Below are 20,484 nucleotides of genomic sequence, written 5' to 3'. Positions count from 1 at the left end.
TATGAGTTGGTTTCAAAAAATCATGTCATCGCGCATTCGTACAGAAGGCGGTGGTAAAAAGAAAAATATTCCAGAAGGTTTATGGGACAAATGCGGCCAATGTGAAGCCGTTTTGTATCAACCTGATTTCTTAAAGCAAGGGCGTGTTTGCCCTAAATGCGGACACCATGAGCGATTAACTGGTCGAGATCGAATCAATCACTTTTTAGATGAAGGTGATAAAGTGGAAATTGGTGCAGCCATTAAGCCTGAAGATCCTTTGAAGTTCAAAGACAGCAAAAAATACAAGGACCGAACCACTGCTACACAAAAGAAAACAGGTGAAACCGACGCTTTGGTTGCTGTTGAAGGCCAATTAAACGGCCGTGATGTGGTTGTTACTGCGTTCAACTTTAGTTACATGGGTGGCTCAATGGGGTCTGTGGTTGGTGAGCGTTTTGTTAGGGCTGCTCATGTGGCTTTGGAAAAGGGGTTGCCACTGATTAACTTCTCGTCTTCAGGTGGTGCAAGAATGCAAGAGTCTTTGTTTTCATTGTTCCAAATGTCAAAAACTTCGGCCGCATTGAGTCGAATGAAGTTAGCAGGCTTGCCTTATATTTCGGTGTTGACAAACCCAACAACTGGCGGAGTTTCAGCTTCTTTGGCGATGTTGGGAGATGTGAATATTGCTGAGCCCAATGCTTTGATTTGTTTTGCAGGTCCTCGTGTGATTGAACAAACCGTTCGAGAAAAACTGCCTGAAGGTTTTCAAAAATCAGAATTTTTATTGGATCACGGCGCCATAGACATGATTGTTTCAAGACATGACATGCGCGACAAAATTTCAAACTTATTGGATTTATTTTTACCACGAATCGATCAAGCCATAGAGCCTGATGAAGTCATCGTAGCCGATGAGCAAAAAGACGCTTGATGATTGGTTAAACACGCTGAACCAAGACAAAATTGATCTTGGTTTGGCACGTGTTAAACAGGTGCATCAAAACCTCAGTTTAAAACCCAAACAAACCATTACTGTGGCTGGAACTAACGGCAAAGGTTCAACCGTCGCCATTCTCAGTGCATTATTACAAGGTCAAGGTAAAACGGTAGGCACATTCACATCGCCGCATATCTTTAAATACAATGAACGCTTTTGCATCAATGGCACGCCCGTGTCTGATGATGTGATCGTAGCTGCGTTTGAACGCATAACAGACGCTCAAGCCGACATCTCATTGTCCTATTTTGAGTATGCATTTTTGATAGCCTGTTGTGTTTTTGATTCAAAAGAAGTCGATGTTCAAGTGATGGAGGTCGGTTTAGGAGGTCGCTTAGATGCGGTTAATGTTTTGGATGCAGATGCTGCCATCATCACAAGCGTGGATATTGACCATGTTGATTGGTTGGGGAATGACAAGGAAACCATTGGTAAAGAAAAAGCAGGTGTATTGAGGACCGATCAAGTGGCAACCTTTGGTTCAATGGATTGTCCTAAAAGCGTAGTTAAGTATGCTCAAGAAATATCTTGTGACCTCCATATACTTAATCGAGATTATCAAATTAAACTACTGAATGATTCTTTTGAGTACCTTGGTGCTGAATTGAAATTGAATCCAGTGGCTCGTCCCAATTTACAAGGCGACTGGCAAATCCAAAATGCCGCTGCTGCTATTAATACCTTATCTCGACTGGGCTATGGTTTAAATCAAAAGGATGTGTCTGATTCTTTACAAAAAATTCACTTACAAGGGCGTTTAGAAACCATCAGTGAATCACCATCAGTCATTGCTGATGTGGCCCATAATTTCCAGTCTGCACATGCCTTGGCAGCATGGTTAAATCAAAACCCCATATCAGGACAAACCAGGGCAGTTTTTTCTGTGCTTAAAGACAAACAGCTAGAAACGTGGTTGCCCACATTTGATGGCCTCATTGATCATTGGTTTGTTTTCCAATTACAAGGTGATCGCGCAAGCCCACTTAAAGATTTAAAAATCACCATGGCTGACCATGTGGGTTTACTGTCATGTTTCAGTTCACCTAAAGAGGCATACGACCTGGCAAAACGATGTACTCAAGCTGAGGACCGCTTATTGGTATTTGGTTCTTTTCATGTGCTAGATGAAGTTTTATCTGCTGAATAAAACGATAAAAGCCATTTTAGTTGCAAAAAGTGCAACATTATTCCCCAATACATTGTTGAAAATTGATTACAATAAGTAAAGGGGATATATGTACATCATTAATTTGACTGTGGTTTTTATATAAATTATACAAACTTCAATTTCATTACTGGCTAACTTCCCCAATCAAATCTAAAGACAATGACAATCCCCCCGAAAAATAGCTGACGTCAAAAGTAGAATTTTCTTACTACGAGCCCATAATTGACCACTATAAATCATTCCTTTCAATGATTGAAGTAGAGCTAAAAGGTCGTTGGGGTGATGTGTCTGTGAAAAATAAAATCACATAAAATAACAATATTTCAATAAAAAATGAAGATTAATTTACTGACAATAATTTCAGGGAATAAAATCAAACTCAGGCCATTGTCTGAATCAGATTTTGATGCTTTGTATCAGGTGGCATCAGATCCTGAAATTTGGGCACAACACCCTGCAAGTAACCGCTACCAAGAAGGCCATTTCAGAAAGCACTTCTTCATGCCTGCTTTGGAATCACAAAGGGCCTTTGTCATAATAGATAAACTAACAGAACAAGTGATTGGTTCAAGTCGTTATTATGACATTGATCCTGAAAAGCAATCCATCGCCATTGGCTACACTTTCATTGGTCGTGATTATTGGGGCAAGGGCACCAACAAAGAACTGAAAGATTTGATGATTAATCATGTGTCTTCATGGGCTAAAGTCATTTGGTTCCATGTGGCGAAACAAAACCAGCGATCAAGAAAGGCCGTAGAAAAATTAGGTGCCGTTTTGACTCAAGAAGAAGACAGTTTTGTCGACGGTGTGCCTTTCACCAGATTGCACTATAAACTCAATATTTAACTTATTGTTACTGAAGGTACAGAAGTGCAGGCTATGGCTTACATCCTCAGTAATCTTTTTGGTTATAAGGTTGAGGTAAAGTTTGGATATTGGGCACATTGATTGACAAAAAGGATAGCCAAATAAATAATAGTAATGGTTTGTTAACTAACTACAAGGGGGAAGAGATGTTTTTATTAAATAAAATTCTGATGTTAGCGGTTTTTTTGGTCATGTCGTTTGTGCTGTCATCTTGTGGAGCTGAAGTGGTTGATAAAGAAGTTGCAGCAACACAAGAAGACAACAGCGCTGGGCTGAGTGACAAAGAAAAAGAAGCGTATAAAGCCAAAGTCAGAAAGCGTATGGGTAAAGTGGTTAACCGCGCGGCCATCAAAGAACTGGGCGAATTTGGCGTATCAGAGCAACAAGTCAAATGTGTTTTGAAAACGCATTCATACCTTAACTTGGCTTCCAAAAAAGAAACTGATGAAGTTAAGACAGTGTTTAAAAATTGTGGCGTCAGTATGGAACAGCTTAAAGGCTGGTATGACTGAGTTTGGAGTTGGAATTTAAATAGAGGGGATTAAAATGATACGTTTTGTCAAAATCATGTTGGTATTGGCAGTAGCCTCTTGGGGTTATGTTGGTGCATTGCATAACTTGATGGATTGGGGTGGTACTTTAGGGGCAGTCAAAGCCACCACTTCAATGGTCACTTTCGAAGGTGGCACTGATAAATGGCAAGCCACCGATGCCTCTTGGCTTGTGTGGTTGGGCGCTTTATTCATTGTGACATCGAAACTACTGACTGCATTGTTGTGCACTATTGGATCACTAAAATTGTGGCAAAAAAGGACTGCTGAATCAAATGAATACAATCAAGCCAAGGTTTGGGCATTGTCAGGTTGTGGCATCGCTATATTTATGCTGTTTTTTGGTTTTATTGTTGTAGCTGAATCATGGTTTGAGTTGTGGCGTTCTGATGCCATGCGCGGACCTGTATTGGGGTCCGCATTTCGCTATGCTTGTTTAATTGGCGTGGTGGCTTTGTTTGTTGGGCAGGATGATAAAAGTCAAATTACTTTAAAATAAGCATAAATCAAGCCATAGCTGGCTTTCACTTCACCTAAAATCCGCACTTTATCAAATATTGTGCACCATGAAAGCTACAGAGTTGCTGTCACCTGCCGGCAGTTTAAAGAACATGCGGTATGCCTTTGCCTATGGTGCCGATGCGGTGTATGCCGGTCAACCCAGATACAGCTTGCGTGTAAGAAACAATGAATTCAATTTAGAAAATTTGGCCATTGGTATCGATGAAGCACATCAACTCAACAAACAATTCTATGTGGTAAGTAACATTGCACCACACAACAGCAAGCTCAAAACATATTTAAGGGACATTGACCCCGTGATTAAGCTTCGGCCTGATGCGTTGATCATGTCGGACCCGGGGCTCATCATGATGGTACGTGAACAATACCCTGACATGCCGATTCATTTGTCAGTTCAAGCCAATGCAGTGAATTGGGCGACGGTTAAATTTTGGCAAAACCAAGGTATTGAGCGAGTGATTTTATCACGTGAGTTGTCTTTGGATGAAATTGAAGAAATACGATTCAAAGTGCCAGATATGGAACTGGAAGTGTTTGTCCATGGTGCTTTGTGTATGGCTTATTCTGGCCGTTGTTTGTTGTCTGGCTACATCAATAAACGCGACCCCAATCAAGGCACGTGTACCAATGCCTGTCGTTGGCAATACGACGTCCACCCTGCAAAACAAAACCAACATGGTGATGTGATCCCTTTGCCGCGGGCGCTTGGTGCTGATGAGATGGTGTTGTTACAAGAAAAAGGCCGACCGGATGATTATTTGCCGACTGATGAAGATGAACACGGCACATACATCATGAATTCAAAAGACTTGATGGCTGTGGCTTGTGTGGAGCGTTTGGTCAAGATGGGCGTGCACTCTCTTAAAATTGAAGGCCGAACCAAATCCCATTATTATTGTGCCAGAACCGCACAGGTGTACCGCAAAGCCATCAATGATGCGGTCAATGACAAACCCTTGGATGTCAGCTTGTCAACTCAGCTTAGTCATTTGGCGCATCGTGGTTACACCGAAGGATTTCTTCGCCGCCACAATCACCAACAAACGCAAAACTATGAGCAAGGGCATTCCAGTAGTATAACGCAACAATTTGTGGGTGAAGTGATTGCTGCCAAAGGCAAACGAATGACAGTGGCAGTTAAGAATAAATTCGTCGTGGGTAATGATTTGGAAGTCATGACGACCCAAGGTAATTTCACCTTCAGGCTCACCGAAATGTATGATAAAAATGGCGCGATAATTGATGATGCCAAAGGGTCAGGTCATGTGGTGGATATTGTTTTACCACAAGCAATTGAAACGCCAGAGTTGGCTTTGATCATGCGCTTTAACAGCCAGTAGTTAGCAGCCCATGGCCTTAACCATCACCAAAGCGTGCATCAATTGCGACATGTGCGACCCTGAATGCCCCAACGAGGCCATCAGTTATGGTACAGAAATTTATGAAATTAATGCAGATTTGTGCACTGAGTGCAAAGGCCATTATGATGAGGAGCAATGCATCAAAGTGTGCCCAATTGATTGCATCATACCTGACCCTGATCGCCCAGAAAGTGAGCTTGAATTGTTAGAAAAATTTATCCGCATCCATGGTGACTCACAGTAAAATTGTCCTGTTATTCTTCCTCTAAAAGTAACATGACAGACTTGCAACCTACCTTCATTGGTCAATTGTGTGAAATCAGGCCACTTTTGGCTTCTGATTTTGATGCCTTGTATGCTGTGGCATCTGATCCTGAAATCTGGGCACAGCACCCGGCCAGTGACCGTTATCAAAAAGCACATTTTAAACAGCATTTTTTTGAACCTGCATTGGCTTCAAAAAGTGCATTTGTTGTGCTGAAGCAAGGCCAAATCATTGGATCAACCCGTTATTATGATTTAGATAAGGACAAACGAGAAATCGCCATCGGTTACACCTTTATTGGTAAATCCTTTTGGGCTCAGGGCGTGAACACTGAAATGAAGGCCTTAATGATCGACCATGTGTCCTCTTGGGCTAAAAAAATTTGGTTCCATGTGGCAAAACAAAACATGCGTTCAAGAAAAGCGGTGGACAAACTCGGCGCCACATACGTTAAAGAAGAGGCCAGCACCGTCGATGGTGTGACTTTTACCCGATTACATTACCGTTTATTGCTGTAGCTATTGCAAAGCACCCAAAATTAAATACAAAACCACACTCAAACCACCGGCAGTTAAGGCATAAGGTAACTGTGTCTTAACATGGTCAAGCAAGTCACAACCGGCCGCCAAAGAAGCAATCACAGTGGTGTCAGAAATTGGCGATGCATGGTCACCGAAGACCGAACCACCCAGTACCGCACCCAAAACTAAACCGGGCGATATGCCCAAGCCCATGGCCAAAGGTATGGCGATAGGAATTAAAATCCCAAATGTACCCCAAGAAGTGCCAGTAGTGAAAGACACAAAGCCAGCTATCACAAATAACAAAGCTGGAATCAAGAACACAGGCACTGAATCACTGACCACCGCGGTGACAAATTTCGCCGTACCCAAGTCACCCATGGCAGCAGAAAGCGCAAAGGCCAATAAAACTAAGGTCACCAATGGTAGCAGTTCACCCATGCCTTTGAAGCACTGTTCCATCAAAAATTTGGTGGGTTTCTTGGCATCAAAACGCAACAAAGCAAAAACCAACATCACAGACAATATCACAGACCACAAAACAGACTCAGAACCTGAGCCTTGGCGCAGGTCGCCGTCACCTGTAATGAACATGAAAATAAGAATGCTTAACACCATGAAAACCAAGGGCAGCAACATGTATCGTTTCTTGGTCGCTTGGGGTAAATCACTGTCTTCAGCTATGGCAGGACCTTTTGATTGCATGGTTTTCTCTGAATGTTTCAGGGAGCCATAAACGCGGGTACTCAGCACGGTGTAGTAAACGATAATTAAAGTGATGAGGGCATAAAAATTATAGCCAATGCTGCTGACCATCACTGCAACTGGATCGGCCACACCGGTTTCTTGCACATAGCCTAAAATGGCAGCGCCCCAACCATTGAGCAACACCAAAACACTGATGGGCGCACAAGTAGAATCAATAATATAAGCCAAGCGTTCGCGACTCAGTTTTTGTTGGTCAAAAACCGCTTGTGATGAGATGCCAGCGGTTAACACGCTCATGTTGGTATCAATGAAAATGCTGCTGCCGAGTAGGGAAGGCAATAAGCCCGCTTTGCGTTGGCTGTTGGTCAGTTTTTTCATGGTCAACCAATCGACCAAAGCGGTGACACCACCTGATATACGAATCAATTGAATCAACGCACCAATCAACAAACTGAACATCAAAACGCGGGTGTTATAGGCGCTTGAAAATACATCCACGATGCGCGCTGTGACATCAACAAAAGCAGTGATTGGATTGCCACCGCTCATGATCATGGCAGCGGTAAATATACCCAACAACAAAGCCAATGTTACTTCACGCTTCCAAATCGCAAAAGCAATCGCCACTAAAGGCGGTAAAATACTCAACCAAGTCATACATATCTCGTCATAGATTCTATGTGAACATGATAACCCAAATAACAAAAAGAATCGCCACGCTTTTAAACTCTGAACAATCACATGTGAATGTAGTCGCAGGCTTCACCGGTAATCCCCCCGAAAAATAGCTGACGTCAAAAGTAGAATTTTCTTATAATGAAATTTGAGGAGATTTACATGAAGACATCAAGATATTCAGACAGCCAAATACTGGCAATTATTAAGCAAAATGAATCAGGCGTACCTGTGCCAGATTTATGTCGTGAACACGGTATGAGCTCTGCCACATTTTATAAATGGCGTGCAAAATATGGTGGTATGGATGCATCACTAATGAAGCGAATGAAAGAGCTTGAGGTTGAGAATCGTCGTTTGAAAAAGATGTATGCAGAAGAGCGTTTAAAAGCGGAAATGGTTAAAGATGCACTATCAAAAAAGTGGTAAGGCCGTCTTTTCGTAAACGAATGGCTCAGGCGGCCATAGCCAAATATGATTCAAGCATCAGATTAGCATGTGCAGCATTTAGTATCAGTGAAACATGTTACCAAAACCAAGCCAAACTGTCAGGTGAGAATGATGAGATTGCTGGTTGGCTGATGAAACTCACCACAAAAGAAACTGACTGGGGCTTTGGGTTGTGTTTTGACTATTTGCGTAACGTAAAGCATTTTGGCTGGAATCATAAACGTGTGTATAGAATCTACTGCGAACTGGTTTTAAACCTGCGTATCAAGCCTCGCAGACGATTGAAGCGCAATAAACCTGAGCCTTTGAAAGAGCCCATCAGAAAAGACCAAGTATGGTCGATTGACTTCATGCATGATCAATTAATTGATGACAGAAAGTATCGTTTATTTAACGTGATTGATGATTTTAAACGTGAAGGTTTGGCGATCGAAGCCAGCTTTTCATTCCCATCATTGAGGGTAATCAGGGTATTAGAAAACCTATTTGAATGGCGTACAAAGCCAGCAGTTATAAGATGTGACAATGGGCCAGAGTTAATTAGCTATCAGTTTATAAATTGGTCCAAACAACAAAATATTCGAATTGAATATATTCAACCTGGCAAGCCTCAGCAAAATGCCTATATTGAAAGACACAACCGAACAATCAGGTTCAGTTGGGTCAGTAAACATCTGTTTGATTCACTAGAGCAAGTACAAAACTATGCAACAAAGTGGCTTTGGTTTTATAATCGTGAAAGGCCACACAAGGCAAACGGTGGGCGACCTCCCTTAATGGCCGCATGAATTCTGTTTTTGGCATCAGTTAAAAATGGGGGTATTACCAGAGGATCTTGCTCAAATGATTTTGCTTGGGTATGAAACAAAATCAAAATACACTTTTGGTGATTTGAAAGAAGTTTTTATTCCATCAGTTAAAGGATCGAAACTAAAATTGTATCGCCTCGGCCCTGAATATGAAATCATAGAAATATAAAAACCTGTGGAGTTGGTTAATCAATTGTTGCTGTTCAATCAAGCCTTCACATTACTGATAGGGTATTGTTCTGATATTCCTAAGCAAGGTGAGTAGGGCTAAGTCAGTTAGGGTGGGCTCCGCCCACCATCTGTTTTGAACGTTCAATGGTGGGCAGAGCCCACCCTACAATAATAAAGTAGTTAGGATGGATGGGTTCTGTCAAACGTGAATTAACTTTCAAAAATAACGTAGAAACAATTAATTAAATAGGGGAATAGCATGAGTAAAAATTTAGCAACCATTAAGAATGTTTATCAAGCCTTTACCACGGGTGATATCCCCACCGTGTTGTCTGTGTTAGCTGATGACATTGAGTGGACTGAAGCTTTGGGCGGGCCTTATGGTGGCGTGTTTGTTGGGCCGCAAGCAATCTTAGAAAATGTGTTTATGAAATTAGGTGGTGATTGGGAATGCTTTACCGCAGAACCGCATCAATTCATTGAAGACGGTGACACCATTGTGGTTTTGGGATCCTACAATGGTACACACAAAACCACGGGTAAATCTTTTGAAGCACCCGTCGCGCATGTTTGGCAGATGGCAGATGGTATGGCGGTGAAATTTCACCAGTACACAGACACGGCCGTTCAATTGGCAGCGACGCAGGACGGTTAAAAGCAGGGTGGGTCCAAAACCCACCACTAAAAGAATCCACTTAATAATTTATTGGTTGTTGCAATAAGTACAAAGCAGATTGATTTTAGATATACAGGTTTTATCTGGTTAATAGTATATAATATGTGTTTAATAGTTTTTTAAAAGTGTCAATCACCAACAGGAGTTCATGTGAAAAAATACCTACTAATTACCTCATTAGTTATTTTATCGTTTAGCACGCAAGCATCAAATTTAATTAATGATGAACGGGTTAAAGATCAAAAAAGCTGCTTTACTTGGATTTTTACTGATTATTCTTCATGGCGTAGCCACATTGAAAAAAAATATAAAGAGAAAATAAAGTCAGTTGAAAAACTGAAAATGGCTTTGACTCAATTTGATTCTCATTTTGGAAAAGAAAAGTTCGATTATTATCAAAGTAATTTATCGTGCGTCAACTTTAAGTACTTTGTTGATGGAAAAACGGTAAGTGGTTATGTAATCAAACCCAAGCTATCAACGGGTAAATTACCTGTATTAATTTATAACAGGGGTGGTAATGGTAATTATGGTGCTGTCGTTTTCGGCTCTATGATGCATAATTTATTTCCTGTTGCCGATGAAGGATTTGTTATTATCGGCAGTCAATATCGCGGAACTAATACAAGAAATAAGACCTTGCAAGATCAATTTGGAGGGGATGATGTCAATGATGTAACTGCATTATTGGAGTATATTCCTAATATTGAGGACGCTGATGAGCAACGAATCGGAATGTTTGGAGCCAGCCGGGGAGGTATGCAAACACATTTAGCCGTCAAGCAATCAAAAGAAATTAAAGCGATAGCCATTATCGCTGGTGTTATCGACCTGGTCAAAGAACTTGATTTTCGTCCTGAAATGGAAAAGGTCTTTAAGGCAACAATTCCTGACTACGATAAAAATAAAGTGGCAGAACTGGAAAAGCGGTCAGTAATAAATTGGGTTGATGAACTGTCACCCAAAGTACCAATTTTACTGATGCATGGTGAAAATGATAATCGGGTGGACGTTAATAACTCCATAGCGTTTGCTGATGCATTATCCAAAAACAACATCCCCCATAAGCTAGTAGTTTATCCTGGTGATAACCATAGTTTAATGAAAAATAAACCTAAAGCCATTACTGAAATAGTTCAGTGGTTTAAAAAGCATTTATAAAATTAAAAAAGCGATTGAAGTTTCGTAGGATGGGCTTTGCCCATCGCATGGTTGTCAGAATGTATAAATTTTGATGGTCGGAGTCCATCCTACAAATTTAAATGAACTGGATTTTAGGAGTTATGCTCGTTTAAAAAAGACCCTCGGGTCAAGCCCGAGGGTGACGTCATTCCTTTAATTCAACTAATGGTTATAACCATTGGTAATTGGCATTCTACGGTCTTTGCCGAAGCCCATTTGGGTGACGCGGGGGCCGGGAGCGGCTTGTTGGCGCTTGTATTCGTTGATGTCGACCAGTCGGAGGATTCTTTTGACTAAGCTTAAATCAAATCCCAAAGCGGCTATTTGTTCGGCGTCTTGGTGGTTGTGAATGTAGGCTTCTAGGATTTGGTCTAATTCTGCGTAATCAGGCAGCGAATCGGAGTCTTTTTGATCTGGGCGCAATTCGGCTGAGGGTGGTTTTTCGATGGTGTTGTGCGGAATGGCGGGTTTATCATCAGATGCCAGGGTGTTTCGGTATTGGCACAGGGCATAGACTTGCATCTTGAACAGGTCTTTGATGGGGGCAAAACCACCGGCCATGTCGCCATACAGTGTGGTGTAGCCTACTGCGGTTTCACTTTTGTTACCCGTGCACAGCAAGATGGCGTTTTGGTTATTGGCGACGGCCATGTTCAACACGCCACGGATTCTGGCTTGTAGGTTTTCATCTGTGAGGTTTTGGAAGTAATCGTCAAAAAGTGGTGATAAATTGGATTCAAATACCTGATGCATTGGTTCAATAGGAACCACATGATGGGGCATGCCCATGTTGTTAGCCAAGGCTTTGGCATCAGCGACAGAGTGATCTGATGAAAATTTTGAGGGCATCAGTAAGCCTGTGACGTTTTGAGCGCCAATGGCATCACAACAAATCACAGCACTTAAGGCCGAATCGATGCCGCCTGATAAACCCAAGACAGCCTTTGAAAAACCATTTTTAACAAAATAATCGCGGGTACACATGACCAAGGATTGGTACAGTTCAGCTTCATTGCTAAGTGTGTTGTTGTCGGTGGTTTCGACTTTAGTTTCATCATTTAAATCAATGATTTGCACTTGGTTTTTAAAGCTTTCTAAGCGGCACATCACATCACCATGACGGTCAATCGCCACACTGCTGCCATCGAATATCAACTCATCTTGACCACCGACCAAGTTGCAATAAATCAAGGGTGTTTCAAAGCTTTCCGCGCGGCGTTTGAGCATGTCTATTCGGCGGTCAATTTTTCCTGCCGCATAGGGTGATGCCGAAATATTAATCAATAAGTCAGCGCCTAGTGACGCTTGGTTGACCACAGGTTCGGCGTCATACCAAATGTCTTCACAGATGGTGATGCCGACTTTTATGCTTTGTCCTGCCAAGCTTATGTCCACTAAGCCGTCATGACCACCGGCTGTGAAATAGCGCATTTCATCAAATACCAAGTAATTTGGTAGCTTGTGTTTGTCATAGACCATCTTGATGTGTTCGTTTTGAATCAAGACCGCTGAATTGTGTAATTTATCAGGTTCATGGGCATGAAATCTTGGGTAACCCAAAACCACAGCGACGTCTTTGCAATGGTCGGCAATGGTTTGAACCGCATGGTAACAATCATGAATAAACTGGCGGTGAAAGAGCAAGTCTTCAGGCGGGTAGCCACATATGGCCAGCTCTGGAAAGACAATCAAATCAACAGCTTCGCGGTGGTTTTTAATCGTTTCAATGATGCGTTCGGTGTTACCGTGCAGGTCACCGACCTTGACATTGATCTGGGCAATTGCGACTTTCATCAGACCACCAACAAGCTGTAGTCCATGGCTTTTACCGAATGGGTCAAGGCGCCAATTGAGACATAATCTACGCCTGTTTTAGAGATGCCTTCTATGGTGTCCAAACTGACGTTACCTGAGGCTTCTAAGTCAATCTTGTCGTTCGTGATACTTACGGCTTCGCGCATCGTGTCGTTGTCCATGTTGTCCAACATGATGCGGTCAACTGGACAGGTGAGGGCTTCGCGCAGTTCATCCAAATTGGTCACTTCAACCTCAATTTTGCGGCTGTGGTTATCAAAATCCAATATGTGGTTGACCGCTTGGGTGATGCCGCCGGCGGCTTTGATGTGGTTTTCTTTGATCAAGGCCATGTCGTATAGGCCAATGCGGTGGTTAACGCCGCCGCCGATCAATACTGCCCATTTGTCCAAAACACGCAGGTTTGGTACCGTTTTTCGGGTGTCTAAGACCTTGCATTTGCCCTGACAACGCTTAACAAATTCATGGGTTAAGCAAGCAATGCCGCTCATGCGTTGTAACAGGTTCAATGCCACCCGTTCTGCACCCAAAACCGACAGCACGGGTCCTTTGATTTCAGCAATCACTTCACGGTCTCTACAGTGATCGCCGTCTTTGAAATTCAAAGTCACTTCCACGTTTTCATCCAATACCCAAAATGCTTCACGGAACACTTCAATACCTGCCACGATGCCGTCTTGTTTGGCAATCAATTGTGCCGTACACATTTGTCGGCGTGGGAATATCGCTTCGCTGGTGAGGTCACCTGTTTGGATGTCTTCATGCAAAGCGTCTTCGATGATGTGGCGGTAATGTTTTGGATTCATGGTTTTTATTCGGTAAAATACAAAGTCATCATTATCTGTAACAGCCGACGAATGCACAAGAGCCACGATAAGAAATACGGAAAAAAATCCCATAAAAAGCACATGAAAAAATTCATGAAAAAAGCCCTCAAGCTGGCGCGCAAAGGTTTGTTTACTGTAGGCGAAAACCCAAAAGTGGGTTGTTTGATAGTCAAAGGTGATGAAATTGTAGGCCAAGGTTTTCATCAATACGTCGGCCAACTTCATGCCGAAGTATTGGCACTCAAAGAAGCCGGTGATCAAGCCAAAGGCGCTACAGCTTATGTTACGTTAGAGCCATGTAGCCACCATGGCAAAAACCCACCATGCGCCGATGCTTTGATCAAAGCGGGAATCAAGCGCGTTGTGGTGTGTAATGACGACCCCAATCCTTTGGTTGCAGGTCAAGGATATGACAAACTCAGGGCCGCTGGCATTGAAGTGGTGACCGGTGTAATGAAGAAAAAAGGGCAGGCCTTGAATGCAGGCTTTTTGCACCGCATGAAAACGGGCTTGCCGTGGGTGCGCTTGAAAATGGCGCAATCTTTGGATGGCAGAACGGCGATGGCCAATGGTGACAGTTTTTGGATAACGGGTAGAAAGGCTCGCCAAGATGTTCAGTATTGGCGCGGGCGCAGTGGGGTGATTGTGACTGGCATTGGTACTGTGTTATCTGATGACTGCCGATTAACCGTCAGGCCTGATGACTTGCCGAAAAAGTACCGCAAGTTGACTCATGATTTCAATGGTGAGAATGGACTTAATAGGCAACCACTGCGTGTGGTTTTGGACAGTCAGTTGCGCTTGCCATTGGATGCCAAAATCATTGCTGATGATGCTCGTTGTGTGGTCGTTACTTGTAATGAAAATGCACATAAAATCAAGCGATTAGAGGAAAAAGGTGTCAAGGTACTACAGATGCCAAATTCCCAAGGTCAAGTTGATATTAAAGCGATCATCAAGTGGTTGGGAAATCAAAACATCAATGAAGTGCTGTTTGAATGTGGTGCGACTTTAGCTGGTCAGTTGGTTAGTGACAAGCTGCTCAATGAGATGTTGATTTATACCGCACCGGTGTTTATGGGCAGTTTGGCCAAGCCACTGGTTAAATTGGACATAGACCATATGCCTCAAAGGCTGTGTTTGAATGTAAACAATGTTAAAAAACTGGGGTTTGACTTTTGTTTTAATGTTTCTGTATCAGATTGATATATAAGCAATATTTTTTTTAATATTAGTCTTTAAGTTAAAAAGTGGATTCGCTTTTTACGAAAATTTAATGTATCCTGAATATGCGTTTTAGACAGGAGTGATTATAAGTGAGAATGATTGATATAAATAAATGGTGTGCGCTTATCTGCTTGATAGTGATAACCACACAGCCAGCGGATGCTGGGAGTCGGCAATTGGGTACCGGAGCCGTGACTCAAATTGAAGGGGCATCCGGCAGCGGATTGGTTCCTTGGGCAACGATTGCTGGCTATGGCGAGTCTGATGAAACTGATTTTTTGGCAGCTTTAACCCGTGTAGATACAGGCGATTACCGCTTTGACATGCAAGGTGTTTCTGTGGGTTGGCACAATCGAGTAGAAGTTTCTTTTGCTAAACAAGAGTTGGATTTGATCACTTTAGGTCCTGCCATTGGTTTGCCAGGTGCCACATTGAATCAAGATGTGATAGGTGCCAAAGTCAGGTTGGGTGGTAATTTGGTCTACAGCAAAATGCCACAAATTGCCTTTGGTGTTCAATATAAAAAGAACAAAGACTTTTTGATTCCTTCAGTGGTGGGTGCCAAAGATGACACAGGCATTGACTATTACCTCAGTGCCACCAAATTGTTTTTAGGAAAGCCTGGCGGTTTTAATGGTTTTGCTACCATGACGTTAAGGTCAACAGAGGCGATTGAAACGGGTTTACTCGGTTTTGGAGGTGATAATGGATCAGGTAGGGATGTCAACTTAGAAGCCTCTTTTGGTATTTTTGTTAATAAAAGCTTGGCTTTTGGTGTTGACTTCAGACAAAAACAGAGGCAACTGAACTTTGCCAAAGAGAGCCACTGGAAAGATGTATTTGTCGCTTGGGTACCCAATCGACACGTGTCTTTGGTTTTGGCTTATGCAGATTTAGGCAATGTCGCTACGTTAACCAACCAAAAAGGTTGGTATGTTTCTGTTAATGGAGGGTTTTGATTGTGAAAAATAAAATATTAATAATGACCATGTTGGTTGCGCTTGGTGCGTGTTCTAACCATAAAAAAACTGAAAGTTTATATGATCAATTGGGCGGCGAGCCGGTGATCAATCAAATCACTTCAAACTTATTGGACAGAATTTTGAACAATGAAAAAATCGCTTTTTTGTTTAAAGAAACGGTTCGTGAAGATTTGCATGAAAGGATTGTCAGCCAATTGTGCCAAGAAACCGGTGGGCCTTGTGTTTATGAAGGTCTAGACATGGTTGAGGCACACAGTGGACAAGAGATTAAATACTCTGAGTTTGATGTGTTTGTAGAAGATTTGATTTTGGCCATGGAAGATGCAAATGTGCCATTCACTTTACAAAATCAATTTTTGGCTATTTTTGCTCCGATGAGAGAAGACATTACCTATCAGTAAATCATTGTTATTTAGGTAATAAAAAAGGCAGGCTCTTGAAAGAGGCTGCCTTTTTTAATTGAAAAAACGGTTAATCAAATCTTAAGTTTTTCAAGTCAATCAACAAAGATGAAGCCCTTTGGTAACGGTCATTCGGTTTTTTCTCTAAACACTTGCCAATGATTTGGACCAATAATTCAGGCGCATCAGCCCAATAAGACCTCACGGGTATAGGCTCGTCATTGACAATTTTAAGCATCAAGTCATCGGCACTGACACCATGAAATGGCCTGTGTCCAACGAACATTTGCATGATCAAAACACCCATGGCATAGATGTCTGAACGCTCGTCAGCACCTTTGCCCAATACCTGTTCAGGTGATAAATAATCGGTGGTGCCTTCTACTTTTGATTCAGAGGCTTCTTTGGTGACTGAAGAATTGAATGAGGCAATGCCAAAATCCATCAATTTAATCTTGGCATCTAATGACACAATCAAATTCGCTGGCTTGATGTCTTTGTGAATGATGCCGGCTTCATGTGAGGCTTGTAAGCCGATACAAGCGTCAATCGCTGCACTCTTGGCGGCCAATGGTGACAACTTTTTCTCTTGGTTAATGATTTCTTGGATGCTGTGACCACTGATGTATTCCATAGAAATAAAGGAATGTTTGCCAATTAAGCCATAGTCATAAATTCTGACCACATAGGGGTTGGTGATCCGGCGGGCAATTTTAATTTCCTCTTTAAAACTGTCTAAACTTTGTGCTTCATCTACTGAAGTTTTCAACACCTTCAGTGCCACCACTTCGTTCAATTCTTGGTCAAATGCTTTGAGCACAAAACCCATACCACCTGAACCAATGCCTTCAATGATTTTAAAACGTTTGCCCAAAACTGTGCCTGCTTTGAATTTTTCATTCAAAGACTGTTCTTCTTTGTCGAAATATTTATTTTTACTGATGGTGATTAAATGTGTTGAAAGGGCTTCTCGTCCTCTGATCTCATGACTCAGTTTACTGACTGAATTGCTGAGCAAGAACAGGTCTTTGTTGACGGTTTTAGGGAAGGTGACTTCATAATCGCCATTGGCAAAAGCGGCTGTAGAACGGGCAATGTGATCTAAAGGTTTCATGGTGTTTTTTATCATCAAGTATGACAATATAAAACCAGCCAGAGCCATGAATATACCGATTAATATCAGTGCATTGCGTGTGTTTGTGAAAGGTTGCAATGCCAAGTCATTCGACACGGTTGATAGCAGTGATAACTCATTGTATGAATGTAATGCATCAAATGGATTAAACTCAAAAGAGAGCGTGTTTTGATTGACTTTTAGGGTGCCATCTTTGATTGTTTTTTGTTGTGCTTGTAGCGCAGAAAGTTTGGCTAAGATGTCATTGGTGATTTCTAGGCTGTGGGTTGAAGCCAGAGACTTGAGTTGGTCGCCTTCACGTTGCAAAATGATAATATCTGACCCACTGATTTGGCTGATTTCATTGGCTAATGTGTTGTTGATAGACAGGCCTGTGATTAAGAAGCCGATTAAGTTTCTTCCTCTGGCCAAAGGTATGATTGATGCTTGATAGAGTGTCTCTTTGTCCACCCAAAAACCTGCTTGAGGCAATAATTCCTCCATGGTCAGTTTAAGTAATGGCTCTGAGGATAAATCTTTGTAGGCGGTCATGGCTTGGTCAGACCTGGCTAATTGGTGACCTTCAGTGGTGGTTACCATGGCAAAATCGAATCCAAATTGCTGTTTGCGTTCCAACAATAAGTCTTGAATAGAGGCGGTGTCTACATCTTCATCTCGTTCTGCTTGACTGGTAGCTGCCGATATATAGGCCACAAAGGCTGGGTCTGAAGCCACCAACATAGAAATTAATTCCAGTTGTGTCGCCCTTTGTTCTGTGAAGGCTTTTTGAACTGATTGGCTGGCTGATAACTTTTGTGAAACGGTATCATCCGCTATTTCTTTACCAAAAAAGAAAGAAACCATGATGGAGATTAATGCGGTTAACCCAATCAAAAAACCGGTGGCAAAAGTTAATTTTTTACTCAACGAAAATCTTTTAAACATATCAGTCTCTGGTTGCGCGGTAAGATTTACCAAATTTGTTCAAGTGCTTAGGCACTTTCGCTCTGGTGATGTCAATTTCAATGTCAGGTATGTTTTTGGTGTCATGATTGACTGTAAATTGTTGCAATGCGGCTCTCGGGTGCCAGACATACAATGTGCCAGCTTCTTGCGGTATTTGGTTTAATTCAAATTCACCATTTTCATTGGCTTTGGTAAACCAGGGTGTGTCTAAAACCAATATATCTGCTTGCATGGAGTGGTGAACGTTACAGTGAACAAATTTGATGCCAGCATCATCAAATACGGTAGTTTTTTCTTCACCTGATGAATAAAGACCCAAATCAAATTCACTCCCTTGGCTGACCGAAAACACATTATGCAAAATCCTGTCTCGGTTGGGAAAAGTAACAGAACTGCCTTTGGTTATGGCCAAAACACTGGGCAAAAACCTTTTGTTTTGGGTCACAATTTGGTGGTTTTGAACAGGCAGTTTCATCTTTGATGTCGAGTCTGATTTGAAATAAATAACCGTTGACTCTTTGTCTATTTCATTGTCTCTGACTGCAGATAAATCAAATGACAATTGCCCTTTGATTGACCGCACTGTTGGTTTGGTTTCAACAGGTTTAGTTTCAACAGGCTTAGTTTCAACAGGTTTGGCTTCAACAGGTTTGGTTTCAACAGGTTTGGTTTCAACAGGTTTGGTTTCAACAGGCTTAGTTTCAACAGGCTTAGTTTCAACAGGCTTAGTTTCAACAGGCTTAGTTTCAACAGGCTTGGTTTCAACAGGTTTGGCTTCAACAGGTTTGGCTTCAACAGGTTTGGCTTCAACAGGGGATGATTTGATGGATTGATTTTGGCTGCAAGCTTGAATCAGTATAAACGTACTGATGATGACAATTTTTTTCATTAAGTTGGTTCTGATTTTAAATGTTCTTTTATCTTAACAAATTTACTCGTCAAGTATAAGCGCTATAAAACAAGGACCTTGTGATTGTTCGGTTAGGTATTAATTATGTCAACGTTGGTACGATTTGCAATACAAAAAGCAGAAACAAGCTTGTTGTGGCTGCGGTTAAAGCATTCAAGAAATGGCGGCGTTTCAAGTCACGCAAATATGAAACTTTGAGTAACTCGTATGATAATTCTTGCTCAGTGTTCATGTCATTCAGTTGTCCAACATAATCAGCCACACTTTCAACTTCGTTCATGTAAAACATGCCCTTAACTAAATCTTTATTTCTCAGAACTGAAGGCGCAAATCGTCGAGTTGGGTAAAGGACGGCTCCAAATAGAATCGCAGGTACAATAATCAAAACCCAAGTAAATAAAGTCGTCCACAGTTGCCATTCAGTAGGTATTTGAGACCAGGTGTTGAACCGGGTTGCCATGCCGATGGTAAAAATAAAACCAATACCAACAATCTGTGCTTTGGTGTCGTAAGTGCGGATGTTGTCTTGGGCTTCTTTCAAAGCCGCATATAAGAACTGGCACTTTTGGTCTTGGGTTAGAGTATTTGCTGTTGTGTTCACTACTGTGAGCCGACTCAAAAAGGGTATTCTATTAGAAGTTTAAATTTGTGGGTATGATTTTTTATACTTAACTTATGATTTAATTACTGATAGTTTTGGTTTTGTTTTAAATCATCATTGGCATGATTTTACGGCTTTCGTTTCAGTTTGTTCATTGGTTTCAAAACATTCATCGAGTAAAGAGCAATAACAAGCCTTGAACCTAATCTCAAAGCGAATGTCATTCAGGGCATGCCAAATGTCATTGTTCTCAGGGTGTTTTTCCAGACGCATAATAAACAATTCGTCCTGAGCAGGGATGATTTTGTTTTCAACAGGGCTGGTGATGAATTGGGGCATGTCTATTTCAGGATTATTTGCCTTGTTTTTAAAATTAAGCGAGGCGCTTTCACAGCAGACATTAAGGATGTCGAACAAGCTGTCATAGCTTTTGCCTTTGTATTGGTATTCGGCAGACTTGATCATGGCAGGTCCTACACCGGCATTGACCAAAGAAAAATTAATTTCTGCTTCATCTTGGCTGTTGGCATTCCCATGTTCATATTGAACCATGGGTAAGGTCATCGCTTTGACTTGTTTGTTGGCCGCATCTGCTTGTAAGTAGGTGGCATAAAAAGAGGCCGCAGAAATCAAAATCGCACATATGGCGATAATGAAATTCAGTTTTTCACCAGTTAAACGTTGAGACGTGTTTTGGGATTTGTTTTTATTATTGCTTTCAGACATCAAAAC

General features: G+C 41.8%; 22 protein-coding genes. 15 read left to right on the top strand and 7 right to left on the bottom strand.

Annotated elements, in window-relative coordinates:
• The first annotated feature begins 1 nt into the window (after nucleotide 1).
• The 8 genes from accD (at nucleotide 2) to FET73_RS00590 (ending at nucleotide 6,234) form a co-directional block, all read left to right on the top strand.
• Nucleotides 2-913 (top strand): acetyl-CoA carboxylase, carboxyltransferase subunit beta, encoded by a 912-nt coding sequence (accD, locus tag FET73_RS00625; protein WP_154221990.1) that lies wholly within the window; start codon nucleotides 2-4, stop codon nucleotides 911-913.
• Nucleotides 894-2,126 (top strand): bifunctional folylpolyglutamate synthase/dihydrofolate synthase, encoded by a 1,233-nt coding sequence (locus FET73_RS00620; protein WP_154221989.1) that lies wholly within the window; start codon nucleotides 894-896, stop codon nucleotides 2,124-2,126. The genes accD and FET73_RS00620 overlap by 20 nt, the downstream gene beginning before the upstream one ends.
• Nucleotides 2,127-2,480: 354 nt before the next feature.
• A complete protein-coding gene (locus FET73_RS00615) occupies nucleotides 2,481-2,996 on the top strand; it encodes a GNAT family N-acetyltransferase (RefSeq protein ID WP_154221988.1) in 516 nt (171 codons plus the stop codon).
• Between the two features lie 191 nt (nucleotides 2,997-3,187).
• Nucleotides 3,188-3,529 (top strand): hypothetical protein, encoded by a 342-nt coding sequence (locus tag FET73_RS00610; RefSeq protein ID WP_154221987.1) that lies wholly within the window; start codon nucleotides 3,188-3,190, stop codon nucleotides 3,527-3,529.
• Nucleotides 3,530-3,563: 34 nt separating this feature from the next.
• Nucleotides 3,564-4,067: a DUF2165 family protein gene (locus tag FET73_RS00605; RefSeq protein ID WP_154221986.1), complete on the top strand. Its 504-nt coding sequence runs from the start codon at nucleotides 3,564-3,566 to the stop codon at nucleotides 4,065-4,067.
• Between the two features lie 67 nt (nucleotides 4,068-4,134).
• A complete protein-coding gene (gene trhP, locus FET73_RS00600) occupies nucleotides 4,135-5,430 on the top strand; it encodes a prephenate-dependent tRNA uridine(34) hydroxylase TrhP (protein ID WP_154221985.1) in 1,296 nt (431 codons plus the stop codon).
• A gap of 10 nt (nucleotides 5,431-5,440) precedes the next feature.
• Nucleotides 5,441-5,695, top strand: a complete 255-nt coding sequence (locus FET73_RS00595; RefSeq protein ID WP_154221984.1) for a YfhL family 4Fe-4S dicluster ferredoxin — start codon at nucleotides 5,441-5,443, stop codon at nucleotides 5,693-5,695.
• A 32-nt stretch (nucleotides 5,696-5,727) separates the two neighbouring features.
• Entirely contained in the window at nucleotides 5,728-6,234 is a 507-nt protein-coding gene (locus FET73_RS00590; protein WP_154221983.1) for a GNAT family N-acetyltransferase, read from the top strand.
• On the opposite strand, the gene FET73_RS00585 is transcribed toward FET73_RS00590, so the two are convergent.
• A complete protein-coding gene (locus FET73_RS00585; protein WP_154221982.1) occupies nucleotides 6,235-7,602 on the bottom strand; it encodes a Na+/H+ antiporter NhaC family protein in 1,368 nt (455 codons plus the stop codon).
• Between the two features lie 180 nt (nucleotides 7,603-7,782).
• Between FET73_RS00585 and FET73_RS00580 the strand changes: the two genes are divergently transcribed.
• The 4 genes from FET73_RS00580 (at nucleotide 7,783) to FET73_RS00565 (ending at nucleotide 10,887) form a co-directional block, all read left to right on the top strand.
• Nucleotides 7,783-8,858, top strand: a protein-coding gene (locus FET73_RS00580; protein WP_154221981.1) for an IS3 family transposase whose coding sequence is annotated in 2 segments (ribosomal slippage) — nucleotides 7,783-8,035 and nucleotides 8,035-8,858 — 1,077 coding nt in all. Because the reading frame shifts where the segments join, the coding sequence is not laid out codon by codon here.
• Between the two features lie 25 nt (nucleotides 8,859-8,883).
• Nucleotides 8,884-9,048, top strand: a complete 165-nt coding sequence (locus FET73_RS00575; RefSeq protein WP_154221980.1) for a hypothetical protein — start codon at nucleotides 8,884-8,886, stop codon at nucleotides 9,046-9,048.
• A gap of 261 nt (nucleotides 9,049-9,309) precedes the next feature.
• Nucleotides 9,310-9,705: a nuclear transport factor 2 family protein gene (locus FET73_RS00570; protein ID WP_154221979.1), complete on the top strand. Its 396-nt coding sequence runs from the start codon at nucleotides 9,310-9,312 to the stop codon at nucleotides 9,703-9,705.
• Between the two features lie 171 nt (nucleotides 9,706-9,876).
• Complete coding sequence (locus tag FET73_RS00565) at nucleotides 9,877-10,887, top strand: prolyl oligopeptidase family serine peptidase (protein ID WP_179952030.1); 1,011 nt, start codon at nucleotides 9,877-9,879, stop codon at nucleotides 10,885-10,887.
• Between the two features lie 183 nt (nucleotides 10,888-11,070).
• Here the strand turns inward: FET73_RS00565 and FET73_RS00560 are convergent, their stop codons facing one another.
• Nucleotides 11,071-12,702, bottom strand: a complete 1,632-nt coding sequence (locus FET73_RS00560; RefSeq protein WP_154221978.1) for an NAD+ synthase — start codon at nucleotides 12,700-12,702, stop codon at nucleotides 11,071-11,073.
• Complete coding sequence (gene nadC, locus FET73_RS00555) at nucleotides 12,702-13,529, bottom strand: carboxylating nicotinate-nucleotide diphosphorylase (RefSeq protein WP_154221977.1); 828 nt, start codon at nucleotides 13,527-13,529, stop codon at nucleotides 12,702-12,704. The genes FET73_RS00560 and nadC overlap by 1 nt, the downstream gene beginning before the upstream one ends.
• 102 nt (nucleotides 13,530-13,631) lie before the next feature.
• On the opposite strand from nadC, the gene ribD reads away from it, so the two are divergent.
• The 3 genes from ribD to FET73_RS00540 all read left to right on the top strand — a co-directional run bounded on the left by ribD (nucleotide 13,632) and on the right by FET73_RS00540 (nucleotide 16,161).
• Nucleotides 13,632-14,756 (top strand): bifunctional diaminohydroxyphosphoribosylaminopyrimidine deaminase/5-amino-6-(5-phosphoribosylamino)uracil reductase RibD, encoded by a 1,125-nt coding sequence (ribD, locus tag FET73_RS00550; protein WP_218944233.1) that lies wholly within the window; start codon nucleotides 13,632-13,634, stop codon nucleotides 14,754-14,756.
• A 158-nt stretch (nucleotides 14,757-14,914) separates the two neighbouring features.
• Complete coding sequence (locus tag FET73_RS00545) at nucleotides 14,915-15,736, top strand: DUF3034 family protein (RefSeq protein ID WP_343032274.1); 822 nt, start codon at nucleotides 14,915-14,917, stop codon at nucleotides 15,734-15,736.
• 2 nt (nucleotides 15,737-15,738) lie between these two features.
• Nucleotides 15,739-16,161 (top strand): globin domain-containing protein, encoded by a 423-nt coding sequence (locus FET73_RS00540; RefSeq protein ID WP_154221975.1) that lies wholly within the window; start codon nucleotides 15,739-15,741, stop codon nucleotides 16,159-16,161.
• A 70-nt stretch (nucleotides 16,162-16,231) separates the two neighbouring features.
• Here FET73_RS00540 and FET73_RS00535 read toward each other — a convergent pair whose 3' ends face one another.
• From FET73_RS00535 to FET73_RS00515, 4 genes are all read right to left on the bottom strand, one after another.
• Nucleotides 16,232-18,220, bottom strand: coding sequence for a protein kinase domain-containing protein (locus FET73_RS00535; RefSeq protein ID WP_154221974.1), 1,989 nt, complete (start codon nucleotides 18,218-18,220; stop codon nucleotides 16,232-16,234).
• 1 nt (nucleotide 18,221) lies between these two features.
• The gene (locus tag FET73_RS00530; protein ID WP_246172624.1) at nucleotides 18,222-19,130 is read right to left on the bottom strand and encodes a hypothetical protein; all 909 of its coding nucleotides are present in this window, start codon (nucleotides 19,128-19,130) and stop codon (nucleotides 18,222-18,224) included.
• A 103-nt stretch (nucleotides 19,131-19,233) separates the two neighbouring features.
• Complete coding sequence (locus FET73_RS00520; RefSeq protein WP_154221972.1) at nucleotides 19,234-19,752, bottom strand: Pycsar system effector family protein; 519 nt, start codon at nucleotides 19,750-19,752, stop codon at nucleotides 19,234-19,236.
• A gap of 114 nt (nucleotides 19,753-19,866) precedes the next feature.
• Entirely contained in the window at nucleotides 19,867-20,478 is a 612-nt protein-coding gene (locus FET73_RS00515) for a hypothetical protein (protein WP_154221971.1), read from the bottom strand.
• Between the last annotated feature and the right edge of the window lie 6 nt (nucleotides 20,479-20,484).

The sequence above is a fragment of the Marinicella rhabdoformis genome (genome assembly GCF_009671245.1).
In the GTDB taxonomy this organism is placed as follows: Bacteria; Pseudomonadota; Gammaproteobacteria; order Xanthomonadales; family Marinicellaceae; genus Marinicella; species Marinicella rhabdoformis.
Note: the sequence above shows the minus strand (reverse complement) of the source record. Positions and strands in the feature narration are given on the sequence as shown.